This window comes from Wolbachia endosymbiont (group A) of Oxytorus armatus (genome assembly GCF_964027005.1).
Lineage (GTDB): Bacteria > Pseudomonadota > Alphaproteobacteria > Rickettsiales > Anaplasmataceae > Wolbachia > Wolbachia pipientis.
The window spans coordinates 944,873-961,560 of sequence record NZ_OZ034719.1; the positions used below are offsets into that span (position 1 = coordinate 944,873).

The following is a 16,688-nucleotide window of genomic DNA, read 5'->3' on the forward strand; positions in this document are numbered from 1 at the left end:
GCTATATTATACATAATATGACAATTCAAGCAAAGATTTTTTGGACATAATTTTTTCAAATCTTGTATATTTAATTAGGGAGAATTTGTGTAAACTAGATAGCTTTCTTACAATAAGGTGTGCATTGGTTTAGTTTAATAGAAGTCTCCTAACCTATAAAAAAATTCACAGGAAGAAAAACATGCAAAAAGGGGAATTAACTATTAATTGCCGTTATGAACCTCACAGGTTGGCGGGTACATATTTGGCAAATGCTTATGAACAATTATTGAAATGTAAAACAAAGGAGGTAGAAGAAAATGACAACGGTAAGCTTGTATGCAAGAGTTTCATCAAGACAACAGGCACAGGAGAATACAATAGAGAGTCAGATTGTAGAATTGGAGCGTCGCATTAGTAGTGATGGACATGAATTGTTAGATGAGCATAGGTTCATCGATAATGGTTACAGTGGATCAAATTTAGAACGTCCTGGCTTAGAGAGTTTACGTGATAGAGTAGCAGAAGGTAAGATTGATAAGATATACATTCATTCACCTGATCGGCTATCACGTAAATTTTCATATCAAATGATCTTACTCGAAGAGTTTAAAAAGGCTGGATCTGAAATAGTATTTTTGAATCATAAGTTTGATGATAATCAGGATTCCCATTTATTTCTACAGATTCAGGGAGCAATAGCAGAGTATGAACGTGCAAAGATTATGGAACGAAACCGTAGAGGTAAACTTCATGCGGCCAAAGCTGGGTGTATAAGTGTGATGGGTAGGGCGCCTTACGGTTATCGCTACATAGCAAAACATGTAGGTGAAGGAAGTGCTCAATTTGAGGTTGATGAAGAAGAGGCAAATATAGTGCGTAAAATATTTAGTCGGGTTGGCCAAGAAAGAGCAAGTATAGGAGAAGTTGTACATGAACTGAATAAGATACCGGTAATAACACGAACAGGAAAAAGGTATTGGAAAAGGAGCACTATTTGGAACATGTTAAGAAATCCTGCTTATATAGGAAAAGCAGCTTATGGTAAAACTAGGACATGCTCAAAACCACAAGTAAAAAAGTCAAAAAAAGGAACTTGTGGTAAACTTAAAAGTGGTCGCTTTAACAATGATAAAGAGAACTGGACTTATATTCCAGTACCAAAAATAATCAATGAGCCTTTATTTGATTCAGTACAGGCACAACTAACTGAAAATAGGCAAAGAGCAAGAGTACGACAAAGAAGAGAAACATATTTATTGCAAGGTTTAATGGTATGTCAACGTTGTCAATATACTTATTGCGGTACAAACCACGTTCATAAAAAGTCGACATATTATTACTATCGTTGCTCTGGTACAAACTCTAGCAAATTCAATGGCAATAAAATCTGCGATAATAAATCAATACGCACTGATGTATTAGATGGAGTTATATGGGAAGAAGTCAAGAGTATCCTGAAAGAGCCAGATAGGATTGCAAATGAATATCAACGTAGATTGTCAGAGAACAAAAAGCCTTTACATAATCAAACACGTGAAAAGCAAGAAAGTAAGCTAAGATTAAGTATCAAAAAATTTATTGATAGCTATGCCAAAGGGTTTATAAGCCAAGAAGAATTTGAACCAAGAATCACAACAATGAAACAACATTTGAAAGAAATTGAAGAAGAGAAAGAAAGAACACTCGATCAAAAGAAGTTACAACAAGAATTGAGCCTTGTTACAGATAGCTTGAAAAACTTTTCCTCAAGTGTTGAATCAAAACTTGATCTGGTAGATTGGCAGACTAAACAAAATATTATTAGAATGTTAATTCATCAAATTGAAATCAACCACAACCACTTATACATAGTATTTCGCATAAAAAGTCTTGCAAATTTTGATCAAAATAGGCATAATAGAATTATGCAATGTTGTACTAGCAGTCAATATTGTTGGCTTGCCGGATAAAACTGTTGCAGAATCCAGAGAGCGCATCAGAGCAGCGTTAAATTCAATCAATCTACTACTACCTCCAAAAAGAATTACAGTTAATCTCTCCCCCGCGGATTTGCTGAAAGAAGGCAGTCATTATGACTTGGCTATTGCTATTGGACTACTTGTTGTAATGAATGTGATACCAGTTGAAAAAGTTCAGTCTTATATAATCATGGGTGAACTGGCTCTTGATAGCAGAGTTATTCCAGTTTCAGGTGTGCTGCCAACAGCAATTAATGCAAAAAAGGACAATAAAGGAGTAATTTGCCCGAGAGGAAATGGTGTAGAAGCTGTATGGGTGAAGAATGTTTCAATTCTGGCTATAGAGAAATTAACTGATATTATCAGACACTTTAAGGGTGAGCAATTAATTCAGCCAGTAATTTTTAATTATAGTGATGCACCCAAAGAAAAAAGATTGGTTCCCGATATGAAGGATATCAAAGGCCAAGTTGTTGCAAAAAGAGCAGCTGAAATTGCAGCAGCAGGTGGGCATAATATGCTTCTTGTTGGCCCTCCTGGTACTGGAAAATCAATGCTTGCTAAACGCTTTATAGTGTTGCTGCCTGATTTAACCGAACAGGAGATGATTGATGTTAATATTATTTCCAGCATAACAAAAACTGGTAATGAAATATTCAAAGTAACTCGTCCCTTTCGTGAACCTCATCATTCATGCTCTATGCCAGCGATGATAGGGGGAGGAAAGAATGCAAAACCTGGAGAAATTACCATGGCTCACAATGGCGTGTTATTCCTTGATGAGTTGCCAGAATTTCCAAGACTTGTGCTTGATTCTCTGCGCCAACCACTTGAAGATAGAAAAGTTACCGTTGCAAGGGCAAATGCTCACATAACCTACCCTGCAAATTTTCAACTGATTGCTGCAATGAACCCTTGCAGGTGCGGTTATTTAGGTGATGCAAGCAGATCGTGCAACAAAGCTCCAAAGTGTGGCACAGATTACAAAAACAAAATATCAGGCCCATTGCTTGATAGAATAGACATATGCATTGAAATGCCAAACGTTAGCATACTCTCTCCTGAAATCTCTGTGGAGGGAGAAAGTACTAAAATCATAAGAGAAAGAGTGATAGCAGCAAGAAAAGTTCAAACTGAGCGCTATAGTGAATTAAATATTCGTTGCAATTCAGAAGTAAGCGGTGAAGCATTTAATAAATTTACTGAACCAGATCAGGCAGGGTTAGAATTGCTAAAATACGTACTGAAAGAAAATTACATTTCCAATCGAGGCTACACACGCGTATTAAAAGTTGCAAGAACTATTGCAGATCTTGCAAAAAGTGAAGAAGTAAAAAGAGCACACATTGCTGAAGCGCTCAATTACAGAATAAAGGTATATTAAAAAATTAGTTTACTTGACAGGCAATTTTTTTTACTATATGCTTCCTTAATGAAATTTTAACATTCTATTTAAGGAGTAGAGTTATGGCATTAACAAGTTATGAGTATGGAAAAGGGGATGGCATTTTTCATGCTATTTCAGAAGGATATATACGAGCTGAAAAATACTGGGGAATTCCTGGTGCTGCTGGTGGAGCTGGTCAGTACGCTATGCATAATAAAGGGAGAACAGCATTATTTCCGCTTGCAGTTGCAAGTGTTGTCTTTACAGCAATGCATATGAAAGCAGGCTTTGTTAGTGCAGCAGAAGCTTCTGGGTTTCTTGCTAAGACTGCCAGTTACTTTGTTGGAACAAATCAAGCAATAGCTGCTTCATTACCTGGATTTATCGGAACAGGTGTTGCTGGTCAGATAGTTGCGGGTGCCATAATGGCAATTGCTGCAGTTGCTGCTGTTTATGGAACATATCAAGTTGCCTCAAAATTAAAAGATGTTGCAGTTGAAGCATTGAAAGGGAAAGATCAGACAGTATAATAATCTTCAACAAAATAAAAAGGGATAGGTTTCTGTCCCTTTTTATAAACGTTTTCTATTTTTTGCATCGGTTAAGTGATGTCATCTAAGAATCTAGTTATTATAATTAACGGCACTTATTAGTATAAATGTTAAGAATAAGTAAATCCCGTTTACTATTTACGCCTATAGAAGTGAAAAGTATTTGCATATTATTAAAAAAGCGGTAACTTATTATCAAGTGAATTCGCTAAATTTGAGTAATTTAAATGTCTATTGATCTTAGTCTGCCGGAGTTGCCTATATTACACCCAAGGATTACCGTTGTGGGAGTGGGTGGTGCTGGTGGAAATGCTGTGAATAACATGATCCAATCTAATTTGCAAGGAGTGAATTTTGTTGTCGCAAATACCGATGCTCAAGCACTAGAAAAGTCGTTATGTGATAAAAAAATTCAGCTTGGCATTAATTTAACTAAGGGGCTTGGTGCTGGTGCTTTGCCTGATGTTGGCAAAGGTGCAGCAGAAGAGTCAATTGATGAGATTATGGAGCATATAAAAGATAGTCATATGCTTTTCATCACAGCAGGAATGGGCGGTGGTACTGGAACTGGTGCAGCACCGGTAATTGCAAAAGCAGCCAGAGAAGCAAGAGCCGCAGTTAAGGATAGAGCGCCAAAAGAAAAAAAGATATTGACTGTTGGAGTTGTAACTAAACCGTTCGGTTTTGAAGGTGTGCGCCGTATGCGCATTGCAGAGCTTGGACTTGAAGAACTGCAAAAATACGTGGATACACTTATTGTCATTCCAAATCAGAATTTATTTAGAATTGCAAATGAAAAAACTACATTTTCTGATGCATTTAAACTTGCTGATAATGTTCTGCACATTGGCATCAGAGGAGTAACTGACTTGATGGTCATGCCAGGGCTTATCAATCTTGACTTCGCTGATATAGAAACAGTAATGAGCGAGATGGGCAAAGCGATGATCGGCACCGGAGAGGCAGAAGGAGAAGATAGAGCAATTAGTGCTGCAGAGGCTGCAATATCTAATCCATTGCTTGATAATGTATCAATGAAAGGTGCGCAAGGAATATTAATTAACATTACTGGTGGCGGAGATATGACTCTGTTTGAAGTTGATGCTGCAGCCAATAGAGTGCGTGAAGAAGTAGATGAAAATGCAAATATAATATTTGGTGCTACTTTTGATCAAGCGATGGAGGGAAGAGTTAGAGTTTCTGTTCTTGCAACTGGCATTGATGGTCGCAATAATAAATCAGAAACTTCACCTATAAGTCAGAGCGAAGACTCAGAGAAAGAGAAATTTAAGTGGCCATATAGTCAAAGTGAAAGTACACAAGACAAAACACTGGAAACAAAACCAGCTGAACAGGTAAGCGAAGGAGCTAAGTGGGGCAGCAATATCTATGATATACCAGCTTACTTAAGAAGAAAAAAATAATGCAATTTTGGCTACTTAAGTCAGAGCCAAGTGAATACTCATGGCAAAAAATGGAAAAGGAGCAGGTAGTTGAGTGGGATGGTGTGCGCAATTATCAAGCTCAAAATTACATGAAAATTATGAAAGCAAGCGATCTTGCGTTTTTTTATCATACAGGTAAAGAGAAAGCAATACTTGGAATCGTTGAAGTATTTAAAGAGTATTATCATGTTAATGATCCCAAGTTCGGATTAGTGAATGTAAAGTTTTTGAAACCTTTAAATAACCAAGTAACGTTAAATAATATAAAACAAAACCCACTTTTGAAAAATATGACTATATTAAAACAACCACGTTTATCAATTGCCCCAGTTTCGGAAATTGAATGGAATGAAATAATAAGGATGAGTGATGTGTAATACCTGTCATTTCAGTTCCTAAATGATGTCATCTCAGCACACAACGCACAGCTGTATGAATATTTGTCTCGAAGGCAGTGCATTAAACGTTATAGCCGATTTTGCATCAAACACAAAGGTGTCATTCCAGTGCTTGACACTGGAATCCAGCCTTAATGCAACCACATTAAAGCCGTTGTGTTTTAATATAAGATTAGCTACTTTTATATTCACTAACTTGATGTCTAATCAAAATTCCTGGATCCCAGTTCCTAGACACTGGGATGACATCCTTCTAGTGTACAATATTCGTACAGTTGTGTACATGACACAAGGGTCTATAACTCTTCTTTTTTGGATTCCAGTGTCAGCTATTTGCATGACACCCTTACTGATGTGTCACTCATGTTAGAAGTAAATATTCTTGACAAGAAATGGTGCAGCATTATAGAAAATCCTAAAAATTTTGTATTAGGTGTCATCAATGCTTCTCTAAAAGAATTAAAAATAGACCACTATAAACCAAATATATCAATAGCTCTGGCTGATGATGACTTGCTACATCAACTTAATTTAAAATTTAGAGAAATGGATAAGCCAACTAACGTACTATCATTTCCGTATGAACAATTGTCTAATGAGTGCGATTTAGGAGACATAGCAATTTCAATAGACACAATAAAAAGAGAATCGCATGAGTATTATATACCCATTCTTGCTCACATTGCACACATGTTAGTGCATGGATTACTGCATTTACTTGGTTATGATCACCAAAAAAAAGATGAAGAAATTATAATGAAAAATCTAGAAAGAGAGATTTTAGCTTCGCTTGGCTACAATATGTGTGCGATTTAAAAGGAATTTAATAAAAATATAGTAGATGATAATAAAATATGTTATCTACAAAGGGTTTTAGCTATAAACAATAAAAGGTAAGTGATATGGTTCAGTTTTCTTTGCCAAAGAATTCTAAAATTAATCAAAAGGGCAAAATTTATCCTATTCCTGCTAGAGCAAAAAACATCAGAAGATTTCAAATTTACCGTTGGTCTGCTGATGACGAGAAAAACCCTAGAATAGACACATTTTTTATTGATATGGATAGTTGTGGCCCTATGGTACTTGATGCATTAATAAAAATAAAGGATGAAATAGATTCGACTTTAACTTTCAGACGTTCTTGTAGAGAAGGCATATGTGGATCTTGTGCCATGAATATTGACGGAACCAATACTCTTGCATGTACTAGATCTATACATGATATAAAAGGTGACGTAAAAATATATCCATTACCTCACATGTATGTAATAAAGGACCTAGTCTCGGATTTGAGCCAATTTTATGAGCAATACAAATCAATTAAACCTTGGTTACAAGCAGATAAGCCTGCCCTACCAAATAAAGAATACTCTCAATCTTCTGAAGATAGAAAAAAATTAGATGGCTTGTCCGACTGTATATTATGTGCTTGCTGTTCGACTGGTTGCCCAAGCTACTGGTGGAATAGTGATAAATTTTTAGGACCAGCAATACTATTACAAGCTTACAGATGGATTGCTGACAGCCGTGATAATAAGACAGGTGAAAGACTTGATGTTTTAAACGACCCATTCAAGTTGTATCGTTGTCATACAATAATGAATTGCACAAAAACTTGTCCTAAAGGACTTAATCCAGCAAGAGCAATAGCGAAAGTAAAACAGCTCATGGTAGAGAGAGAAGGAGTTTAAGTATTATCTTTTGCATTCTTCGTAAGAGAACAGCAAACCTTCCGAAGCGTAGGGTATTGTTAATACCCTGAACGCTTTTCCGTTTGTGAAGTGCATCGTATCATCGTACGATTCAAATAATTTTTTGAACAACTCATGTCTTTGGTTACTAATAGTTTGAAAATCCTCTTTTTCTAAAAGCTTTTTAGATTCGAAGAGGTAAAGCATAACTTCGTGATAAGTTGGGTAAGATGCCAAAAATTTTGGGTCAAATTGAAAGGTTTTTATAAAAGCATTATTATAAAATTTTAGCTTTTGATTCTTACTATATATTACTATAGCAACCGGTAACCTCTCAAGCAAATTTTTCTGTGTAGCTAAATAACTGTTTAATTCAGTATATAATTTCTCTGCATCACTAACATCTTTCCCATACATTACTATGCTACCAGAACCTTGTATTGGAATTTTAACAAAATCGAAAACCTTAGGTTCGTTCTTATAAGTTATGACATGTCTTCCTGGTTTTGTGCTATGAGCGCTACCGGTAATAGCAAATTTCTTAGAACCATCTACATATTTATCATAAAACAAGTTATAAAATTCCACCTTTCTACTCTTGTTATATCTTAGTATTGGAAATGGTAAAGAGTTGAAAACGTTTTTATAGCTCTCCACTTCCTGTGTAAGCTTACTATTTTCTAACTCAAGTCCGTTAGCCTTTATCTTACAGTCTGAGACATTCCTTATCCATAACAGCACACCTATCACATTGTTAGAATCATCTATTATGCTTCTACCGTAACATATGCAATAAACCTCACTGTCTTTTGACTTTAAATCTAGAGTAAAAGATTTATTTATTTCCTTTGCCTCAACAAAATTTTTGATTAAGCTTTCTGATTGCTCAAAAAAATTCACAAACTCATTAAATGAGTAAAAAACAGTATTAAGCAAAATTAGTAAATTGGGAGAGAACTTTTCTATACGTTTTTTTGCATCCCAAATATAAAACCCATCATTCACAGTATCAATTAAATTATTTATGATAACATTTTGATGCTGTAAGTTCTTAATCTTATTACTAATTTTTAATTTAGAATAAGAGAGAAAGAATAATATTAGAATCAATATTAAAACCACTTCATACAAAAAAAACATAGCACTTTTAAAACAAATGTAAAAATTTGTAACCGTTCAGAATTATGCTGAAGAGGTATATAAGTAAAGATTGCCTAACATTTGAAAGCCCAATCTCTTATAAAGGTTCACAGAAGATTTCATACAATGTGCTACTATATATTTGCATTCAAGCTGTTTAGCTATCTTTATTCTTTCTAAAACCATTTGGGTACCTATTCCACGATTCCTGTAAATTGGTAAAACTCCATCACTATAAAAACCAGCTACGCTATCTTGAACATAAAGACCGCATGTCCCAATAATTTCATTATTTAGTGTTACAAGAAAAAATCTTAATCTTGAGTTCTTATCATCATAATTTGATAATCCGCGAAAAAATGTGCTGACAATTCCAACGCCATGATAAAAAATTTTAGAAGTGTGTAGATCTAACTGTTCTAAGAGGTTGCTACCATTCACAGCATTTAACCTCAAGTTTGGAATAACATCAGCAGGTAAAAAGTAATTTTTCATATTAAGTAAAGCTTTTTTTGGTGTGCTAACGTGTTTTATTTCACACTTTTTTAAAATATCTCTTATTTTCATATGTGAATTTATTACCCATGTTGCTTCTATATCTCTTGTTCTGAGATAATCTAGAGTTTTTTGTATAGAAAGCTCGGTACATTGATCTCCACAGAACACAAAATTAAATAATGACTCCCTGGTACCATTTATTGTAAATATGATGTTATCAAATTCATCGTGTACTTCCCACTCAGATAAATTCGCTGTGTACAGTATATAATCCTTTAGATTTTGAACAATTAAGCTTGAATAATAAATTTTTTTATCCTGCATACACCAACAATAAACAATAAAAGGCTCCTATAAGAACACAGGCTAAAATTGCAGCTATAACGTCATCTAGCATAATACCTAAAGGACCTTTGGTATTTTTATCGATTAAATTTATAGGCCACGTTTTTATTATATCAAAAAACCTAAAAGAAAAAAAGCACAACAACAATGAAGAACAATTCATCTCTTGGCTTAACAATATCGAAACTAAAAGTATCGTCAGCAATTGACCAACCACTTCGTCAATTACTACCTCTTTTGGATCACATGAAGTCTTGTAATGTTTTATATAATTACCTGTAGACCATAATCCAATTAAGAATAAAAAAGAAATAATTGCTGCACCTAAAATTTTGTTGCTCAGGATTACAGGAACAAGCGGAAAAGAAGCCAAACTACCCACAGTACCTGGCATTTTTTTTACTGTTCCAGACAGCCACCACGTTGATATTAATTTATATAAAAATTTCACAATATATCCAAATACAAAATTAACTTATAAGAACAGAAAGAGTATCCTCTATAGAGGCGCTTTCATACAATAATCTATAGACCGCTTCACATATAGGCATTTTTATCTTTAGCTTTCCTGCTAAATTAAATATGGACTCAGCAGTGCTAAAACCTTCAATCACTGACTTGCCTTCTGACAAAATCTGCTGAACATTAAAGCCATTGTCACTATTACCTATTTTAAACCCAAAAGATAAGTTTCTTGAATTCAAGGATGTGCATGTCATAATTAGGTCACCCAGACATGCTGGCCCAAGTAGTGTATTTATATCCACACTACCGTCACCAATTTTTGCTGAGTATAAAGCCTTAATTTCGCTCATACTTTTCGTAATCAATGCTGCATGAGCATTAAACCCAAGTTTACTACCTAGAACAATCCCACACGCTATAGCAAAAACGTTCTTTAACGCTGCACAAATCTGTACTCCTATAATGTCGTTACTAAACTCCAATTTAACATTTTCTTGTTGCAGCTCTGATACTAGCTTTGAACCTAATGTGTTATTTTGGCATGCAAGAACCATTGAATAGGGTAATTTTCTTGCAACTTCTACAGCAAAGCTAGGACCTGAAAAAATAGCAATAGGATTGTTAGGTAAAATTTCATTTACTATTTCACTAGGTAATTTTAATGTAGACTTTTCTATTCCCTTACAAGCTAAAATTATTGCTACATCTTTTTTCAGATTACAATTATGCAATTGCTGACATACCTTCCTCAGAGACTGAGTGGGAACAGCGAGGATTGTTACTGAAGCATTAATTATGTCTTCAATAGCCAATTTTACTGACACATTATCAGAAATTCGACAACCGGGTAGCTTGTCACTTTCTCTTTTCCCGTTGATTGATTCAAATGTAGTTTCATTGTGAGTCCACAAAATCACATCTTTCTTACTACCTAATGAAATTGCGATTGCTGTACCCCATGCACCAGCACCTAAAATTGATATTGCCACACAATATTCCTGAAAATATTACTTATACTTTAAAATAGTAGGATAAGTAAATTAAAAATATAACACAGACATATAGAATAGTTAAATATTTATTAACCGAAGTATTCTTTTAATAATAGTAACTTTAATTCAATATTTACTAAAAATATTATTACTATCATGGTATGTCTATTATATTTTAGATCTATTTATATAACTTTGGAACAATATATTTACTATTAATTAATAAGTGTAATTTTGATCATTTGTTAATAAAAATTTGATTTATTACTTTCCTTAGTTATATATATTACTAAAATTATAAATTATTTATGGGGTGTAAAATATGCGTATATTATTAATTGAAGATGATCAAGTAAGTGCAAAGACTGTAGTTAACGCCTTAACTTCTGATGGACACTTCTGTGACGTTGTTACTTCTGCACAAGATTATAACAATAATATGGTTTCCTCAAACGGAGATTACTATGACCTAGTTATTTTAGATATACACTTACCTGGTGATATTGACGGATATGATATATTGTTAAGACTAAGAAGTGCAAAAATCAAAGTTCCTGTCTTAATACTTTCATGCATATCCGCTGTCAATCACAAAGCTAAAGGACTCGGGTATGGTGCCGATGATTACTTAACCAAGCCATTTCATAAAAGCGAGTTATTAGCTCGAATTAAGGCCATAGTGCGTCGTACTAAAGGCCATCCTGAATCGGTGATAAAGATTGGTAATATAAATATCAATTTTGATCACAGGGTTGTTGAGGTGAAAGGTAAAACGGTTCACCTTACTAATAAAGAGTATTCTATGATAGAATTGCTAGCACTGCGTAAAGGAACAGTACTAACAAAAGAAATGTTCTTAAATCATCTTTACAATGGCTTGGATGAACCTTCAGATAACAAGATAGTTGATGTTTTTATGTGCAAATTACGTAAGAAACTTGAAAGTGCAAATGATGGAAAAAGCCACATAGAAACCGTTTGGGGCAGAGGGTATGTTCTGAAAGAGTATATTGATGATGAATATTCTAATGTTAATGTAGGCGAAAGTAGTGATGGCTATCAAGCAGAACAAGTGAAGGACAACGCATGAAATGCCTACACATTTAAATATAGCATGGCTTATATCGCACGTATCATGTGAACGCCTAGGTGAAATATAAGCCGAGTTCTGTTTATGTAGCTATTTATCTGGAGTAAATGTTACCATTTACCGCATGCGATTTACCCGAGTAGATATGAGGAAAACATAAAATCTACTTCTATTTAATCTTGCTCCTAGTGTTGGTTACTCGACTACCAATGTTGCCATTGCCATGGTGTGCTCTTACCACACCTTTTCACCCTTACCTAAAAATATTTTAGGCGGTAATTTTCTGTAGCCCTATAACTGGAGTTACCTCCGGCGGGCATTACCCGTCACTATTTTTCCTTGGAGCCCGGACTTTCCTCTGCTATGTTTATCACACAACAGCAGCTACTTATTTCACCTAGGAATTATACTTTAACATGAAAATCACAAAAGCAAAAGACAATTTCCTAACAGTCTACATATTAAAAACATTTAGACAAATAGCTAAAGGTGATATTCCGGCACATCATCACTATCCCAAGATAAGCTTTTTTCACTTTTAGACTCCGCTTCAGTTAGTCAAGAGCCTGGTCCACCGCTTGAAGACGATGAGCTACTTCTTGATCGACTACTACTTTCTACTGATATACTATTTAGCACTGTTTCAGATTGATATATAGTTCGCATTCTGTTACCAGTGGTAAAAATTTCTTCATCGCTACTTGAAGATGATCGCCTTCTATAACCCAAATCAGTTAGTTCTAATACAGGAGCAGCATTACGACCCTTAACATATCTATATGCTATGAATCCTATAATTCCAACAATACCTATTGCTCCAACCAAAGATCCCCCTATCATTCCTGCCTTATTAGACCCTATAGCAAGTTGAGTAGGTTGTGGTGAAGAAGTAGACTGAGGAAGTAAAGTCGTGGTGAATATAGGAGTTGTTGACTCTTTTGTTCTAGTACTTGGTATACTAAATACTGTTTGTGTAGTTTTCTCTGAGCTTGTTGTTGGCGCAGTTGGTTCCACTGTTACTGTACTTGTTTGAGTCGTTGACTCTGTTGAAGGTTTATTCGTTATAGAAGTAGGTGCAACGGCTTCTGTTGTTGGCTTCACTGTTACTGTACTTGTTTGAGTCGTTGACTCTGTTGAAGGTTTACTCATCGTAGAAGTCGACGCACCAGTCGCTGCTGTAGGTTTTACAGTACTTGTCTCAGTTCCTGAAGTTACTATCGGCACACTAGTTGACGTTGTAGCAACCGTGGTCGCTTGTGAAGTAGTAGTTGTTTTTGCTACTGTCGTTGACTCCGTTGAAGGTTTACTTATTGTAGAAGTAGGTGCAACGGCTTCCGTTGTCAATTTAGTAGTCTTCACAGCGTCGGTTTCTGCTGTGCTAGTAATTGCAGCAGTCGGCGTTTTCTTAGAAGTCACAACCGTTTCTGCAACAGTTATAGGAGCCACGGTACTACTAGAAATAATATCTGGCGTTAATCGACCGTTAATGATATTAACAAAATCACTGAGAGTTTTGATGCTATTTGCCGGTATTATTGTTGCTTCAGAAGATTTTCCAGAGCCGTTTTGATTAAAAGTTACAATATTTTCTCCACTTACCGCAGTTACGATAAAACCACCCTGACCGTTGCCTTTAATATATAATTGCTCTATAGGATCTGTAAATTGATAGATAGGAAAATCTGACACTGATCCATTTTTAAGTAGAGTTGCTATATGTAACCTCTGCTCATTAGCTGATTGGTCATTTTCAAGAAAAGCAACTAGATCATTTCCTTCCGTTTGTTCAACATACTGCAAAAAGCTTATTTCATGTTCTCTAGAAAGAGATAGTGCTTTATTATCTATTTGACCTTTTCGATTACCAAGTAAAAAGCCATTAACTCCATCCTTCAGACCCTGAATCACTTTAGCCATATCAAATTTAAAAATACGTGTTTTTCTCACCTCTTGATTTTCCTTAGTAATCCTTTTGCTCACTTGCGAATAAAGCATCGTGTTTCCATTTAATGCCAATTGCCCCTGATTATCAAAATTGAACAATTTTCTTTCTGTAACACCTTTTTCTCCAGTCAATACCTTAAATTTTCCGCTCTCGCTTGACTTTAAGTACCAAGAAACTAAAGTTTGATCCTTTAAGTTATGGGCGATTACAATTACGTCACCATTACCAACTTTCACTGCTCTTGGTTGAAAGTAACTATTGCCCACATTTGCAAGACTATTATTATCAATATTCTTTTGTAATTTTCTTTTATCTAAATGTTCAACTGAAGGAGTATTAACTGATTGTTTAATTCCGTAAGTGTTAAAAGATAAGCCTTTAACGCATTTTTCTCCTTCTTCGCTAATTCCTTCTTCAGGAAAGATAACTCCAACTTTATCTATTTCAGCTGAATCTTCTATTAATGTGAGAGATAATTGATCTTTGAATTCATTTGCTACGCTGATATTTGTACCACATTCGTATGTTTTTGATTGATATAATGGACTAATAAGTAATTTTACTTTACTGCTCCCATTACCATTATCTTGATAGCTGAGTCCGTAAGCAACTCCATTCCCCTCAATTAATTCTACGTTTGTTGGATTAAAACCTATCGCTTCTTTAATTTCCGGTGTATTTGAGTTGATCCGAGCAATCTTCTTAATATAGACATAATTTTATTTAAAATATTAATAAAATGCTATTATGATTACTCCTGTGTGTTAATGTCAATGAAAATTTTAACTAAAATTAAAAAATTAATATAATATTTTATACTAAAAGGTAAATATAAGCTTGAAGAGGGCTAAGAAGCTTTATGCTATTTCTCAAAAAACCAACAATTGCAATCATTGGTTCTACAGGTATAATCTGTTAAAGTTTACACGAGTCTCATGAATGATAGAAAAAGAAGAGCAGTTTAGTTTTACATCAGAAAACCTCAAGAAAGCGGGAAAGTTTATAGAGATGTATCCCAAAGGTAGAGAAGGTAGTGCTGTTATGCCTTTACTATATCTGGTTCAAGAGCAATGCGGATTGGTTTCTGAATCTGCTATGCGTTATGTTGCTGATATGCTGCATATTCCACATATTCGTGTATATGAAGTGGCAAATTTTTACACCATGTATAATTTAAAACCAGTAGGCAAATATCTAATACAAATTTGTAGAACAACTCCTTGCTGGTTGTGCAATAGTGAAGAAGTTTTAAATACCTTTAAAAAAAAACTTGGAATCAATATCGGTGAGACTACTAAAGATAATTTGTTCACTTTAAAAGAAGTTGAATGCCTAGGTGCATGCGTTAATGCTCCCGTTGTGCAGATCAATAATGACTTCTATGAAAATCTTACTCCTGAGAAAGTAGAAAACATCATAACAGAACTTTCAGGCAAATAGATGAAAGAAGAATTTTCATTCAAGAGAATCAAGCAATCAGGTTCTGCAAGAGTTGGAACAATTAAAACTCCAAATGGAAGCGTAGAAACCCCCGCTTTTATATTCTGCGCAACAAAAGCTGCAATTAAAGCTGCAGATATTGAAAGAATAAGTGAAGCTGGTACCCAAATCATACTTTCCAACACCTATCACCTAATGCTTCAACCAGGAGAGAATACTGTTGCAAAACTTGGTGGTTTGCGCAAGATGATAGGATGGAATGGGCCAATGCTAACTGACTCAGGTGGATATCAGATATTTAGCTTAGGCCACGGATCAGTTTCGGAAGAGATAAAAGGAATAAGAAAAAAACAAAAAACTTTGATCAAAATTAATGAGGATGGGGCAATTTTTCGTTCTTACATTAATGGTAAAATTTATTGCTTAACTCCTGAAAAATCTGTACAAATTCAACAGAAATTAGGTGCAGATTTAATCCTAGTTTTAGATGAATGCACTCCATTTCACGTAAGCAAAGAATACACAGCAAAATCAATGCTCATGAGCCACAGATGGGCTGAACGTTCTTTAAATGAATTTGAAAAAAACAATAATGGCAAGCAGGCACTGTATGGAATTAGTCAAGGCGGAGTGTATCAAGATTTACGTAGAGAAAGTTGTGATTTTATCAACGATTTGCCATTTTTTGGTCAAGCAATAGGTGGATCACTTGGTCAAAGTAAAGAGCAGATGCATGATGTAGTTTCTTTCACTATGGACCACCTGAAAAAAGACAGGCCTACTCATTTGCTTGGTATTGGTGGAATTGTGGACATCTTTCGCGGAGTAGAGCTTGGAATTGACACGTTTGATTGCGTGCATCCAACCCGCTTAGCAAGGCATGGTGGCGCACTTGTTAAAGTAAAAAACAGAAATTCTATTTCTTCAAAGTGCAAAGAGCATATTAATTTGCGGAATCAACGATTTGAGCTGGACAACAACCCAATTGAAAGTGACTGTTTATGTTTTACCTGCAGAAAACATTCAAGAGCTTATATACACCATTTACTGAAAGCTAAAGAGCTCCTGGCTTACACGCTCGTTACCATTCATAATATTTTCTTTATGAATAAGTTAATGGCATCAATAAGGCAGGCTATATTAGATGATAGGCTAGATCGGGAGAAAAATAATTGGATTAGTGAGATACCACTACACTGTGAATTATACACCTAGTTCATATTTTTCTACGCTTATTTTATATTCCCTAAAACAGAAAAAGCCTTCCTCTTCCTACTCTTTCTTCCTTGGCTAATCCATAGTTAGCGTCTTTTGCACATGTGCGTTGCATTTTTTAATCTTCTTTAAAAACTTGACAATAC

Annotated in this window: 16 protein-coding genes and 1 other RNA gene; 10 read left to right on the forward strand and 7 right to left on the reverse strand. The window is 35.0% G+C overall.

What is annotated here, in order from left to right:
- Window positions 1–299 precede the first annotated feature (299 nt).
- From AAGD79_RS04705 to AAGD79_RS04725, 5 genes are all read left to right on the forward strand, one after another.
- On the forward strand, window positions 300–1,931 hold the full coding sequence (locus tag AAGD79_RS04705) for a recombinase family protein (RefSeq protein ID WP_341811200.1): 1,632 nt from the start codon (window positions 300–302) through the stop codon (window positions 1,929–1,931).
- Window positions 1,861–3,324 (forward strand): YifB family Mg chelatase-like AAA ATPase, encoded by a 1,464-nt coding sequence (locus AAGD79_RS04710; protein ID WP_341811201.1) that lies wholly within the window; start codon window positions 1,861–1,863, stop codon window positions 3,322–3,324. Before AAGD79_RS04705 ends, AAGD79_RS04710 begins: the two co-directional genes overlap by 71 nt.
- Window positions 3,325–3,407: 83 nt before the next feature.
- Window positions 3,408–3,857, forward strand: coding sequence for a hypothetical protein (locus AAGD79_RS04715; protein WP_341811202.1), 450 nt, complete (start codon window positions 3,408–3,410; stop codon window positions 3,855–3,857).
- 248 nt (window positions 3,858–4,105) lie between these two features.
- Window positions 4,106–5,302 carry a cell division protein FtsZ gene (ftsZ, locus tag AAGD79_RS04720; RefSeq protein WP_010962790.1) on the forward strand — a complete coding sequence of 399 codons (1,197 nt, stop codon included), beginning with the start codon at window positions 4,106–4,108 and terminating at the stop codon, window positions 5,300–5,302.
- A complete protein-coding gene (locus AAGD79_RS04725) occupies window positions 5,302–5,700 on the forward strand; it encodes an EVE domain-containing protein (protein WP_007549395.1) in 399 nt (132 codons plus the stop codon). Before ftsZ ends, AAGD79_RS04725 begins: the two co-directional genes overlap by 1 nt.
- Window positions 5,701–5,928: 228 nt before the next feature.
- Here AAGD79_RS04725 and AAGD79_RS04730 read toward each other — a convergent pair whose 3' ends face one another.
- Entirely contained in the window at window positions 5,929–6,060 is a 132-nt protein-coding gene (locus AAGD79_RS04730) for a hypothetical protein (protein WP_255322244.1), read from the reverse strand.
- Window positions 6,061–6,084: 24 nt separating this feature from the next.
- Here AAGD79_RS04730 and ybeY point away from each other — a divergent pair, with 24 nt between their 5' ends.
- The gene (ybeY, locus tag AAGD79_RS04735) at window positions 6,085–6,537 is read left to right on the forward strand and encodes an rRNA maturation RNase YbeY (RefSeq protein ID WP_010082473.1); all 453 of its coding nucleotides are present in this window, start codon (window positions 6,085–6,087) and stop codon (window positions 6,535–6,537) included.
- 86 nt (window positions 6,538–6,623) lie between these two features.
- On the forward strand, window positions 6,624–7,412 hold the full coding sequence (locus tag AAGD79_RS04740; protein ID WP_010082472.1) for a succinate dehydrogenase iron-sulfur subunit: 789 nt from the start codon (window positions 6,624–6,626) through the stop codon (window positions 7,410–7,412).
- Window positions 7,413–7,415: 3 nt separating this feature from the next.
- On the opposite strand, the gene AAGD79_RS04745 is transcribed toward AAGD79_RS04740, so the two are convergent.
- Genes AAGD79_RS04745 through AAGD79_RS04760 form a run of 4 tightly spaced genes read right to left on the reverse strand, consistent with a single transcriptional unit; the run spans window position 7,416 to window position 10,849 of the window.
- Window positions 7,416–8,552 carry a hypothetical protein gene (locus AAGD79_RS04745; protein WP_010962793.1) on the reverse strand — a complete coding sequence of 379 codons (1,137 nt, stop codon included), beginning with the start codon at window positions 8,550–8,552 and terminating at the stop codon, window positions 7,416–7,418.
- Window positions 8,553–8,594: 42 nt separating this feature from the next.
- On the reverse strand, window positions 8,595–9,374 hold the full coding sequence (locus AAGD79_RS04750; RefSeq protein WP_341811203.1) for a GNAT family N-acetyltransferase: 780 nt from the start codon (window positions 9,372–9,374) through the stop codon (window positions 8,595–8,597).
- Window positions 9,364–9,846, reverse strand: a complete 483-nt coding sequence (locus AAGD79_RS04755; protein WP_006279290.1) for a phosphatidylglycerophosphatase A — start codon at window positions 9,844–9,846, stop codon at window positions 9,364–9,366. The genes AAGD79_RS04750 and AAGD79_RS04755 overlap by 11 nt, the downstream gene beginning before the upstream one ends.
- Window positions 9,847–9,865: 19 nt before the next feature.
- Window positions 9,866–10,849 carry an NAD(P)H-dependent glycerol-3-phosphate dehydrogenase gene (locus tag AAGD79_RS04760; RefSeq protein WP_010962796.1) on the reverse strand — a complete coding sequence of 328 codons (984 nt, stop codon included), beginning with the start codon at window positions 10,847–10,849 and terminating at the stop codon, window positions 9,866–9,868.
- A 325-nt stretch (window positions 10,850–11,174) separates the two neighbouring features.
- Between AAGD79_RS04760 and AAGD79_RS04765 the strand changes: the two genes are divergently transcribed.
- Window positions 11,175–11,942 carry a response regulator transcription factor gene (locus AAGD79_RS04765; RefSeq protein WP_182282637.1) on the forward strand — a complete coding sequence of 256 codons (768 nt, stop codon included), beginning with the start codon at window positions 11,175–11,177 and terminating at the stop codon, window positions 11,940–11,942.
- 51 nt (window positions 11,943–11,993) lie between these two features.
- On the opposite strand, the gene rnpB is transcribed toward AAGD79_RS04765, so the two are convergent.
- Together rnpB and AAGD79_RS04775 are read right to left on the reverse strand one after the other, a co-directional pair.
- Window positions 11,994–12,343, reverse strand: an RNA gene (gene rnpB / locus AAGD79_RS04770) — RNase P RNA component class A.
- A gap of 157 nt (window positions 12,344–12,500) precedes the next feature.
- On the reverse strand, window positions 12,501–14,153 hold the full coding sequence (locus tag AAGD79_RS04775) for a hypothetical protein (RefSeq protein WP_341811204.1): 1,653 nt from the start codon (window positions 14,151–14,153) through the stop codon (window positions 12,501–12,503).
- A 673-nt stretch (window positions 14,154–14,826) separates the two neighbouring features.
- On the opposite strand from AAGD79_RS04775, the gene nuoE reads away from it, so the two are divergent.
- Together nuoE and tgt are read left to right on the forward strand one after the other, a co-directional pair.
- Window positions 14,827–15,327: an NADH-quinone oxidoreductase subunit NuoE gene (gene nuoE / locus AAGD79_RS04780; protein WP_341811205.1), complete on the forward strand. Its 501-nt coding sequence runs from the start codon at window positions 14,827–14,829 to the stop codon at window positions 15,325–15,327.
- A complete protein-coding gene (gene tgt / locus AAGD79_RS04785) occupies window positions 15,328–16,542 on the forward strand; it encodes a tRNA guanosine(34) transglycosylase Tgt (protein WP_151807958.1) in 1,215 nt (404 codons plus the stop codon).
- Window positions 16,543–16,688: the final 146 nt, after the last annotated feature.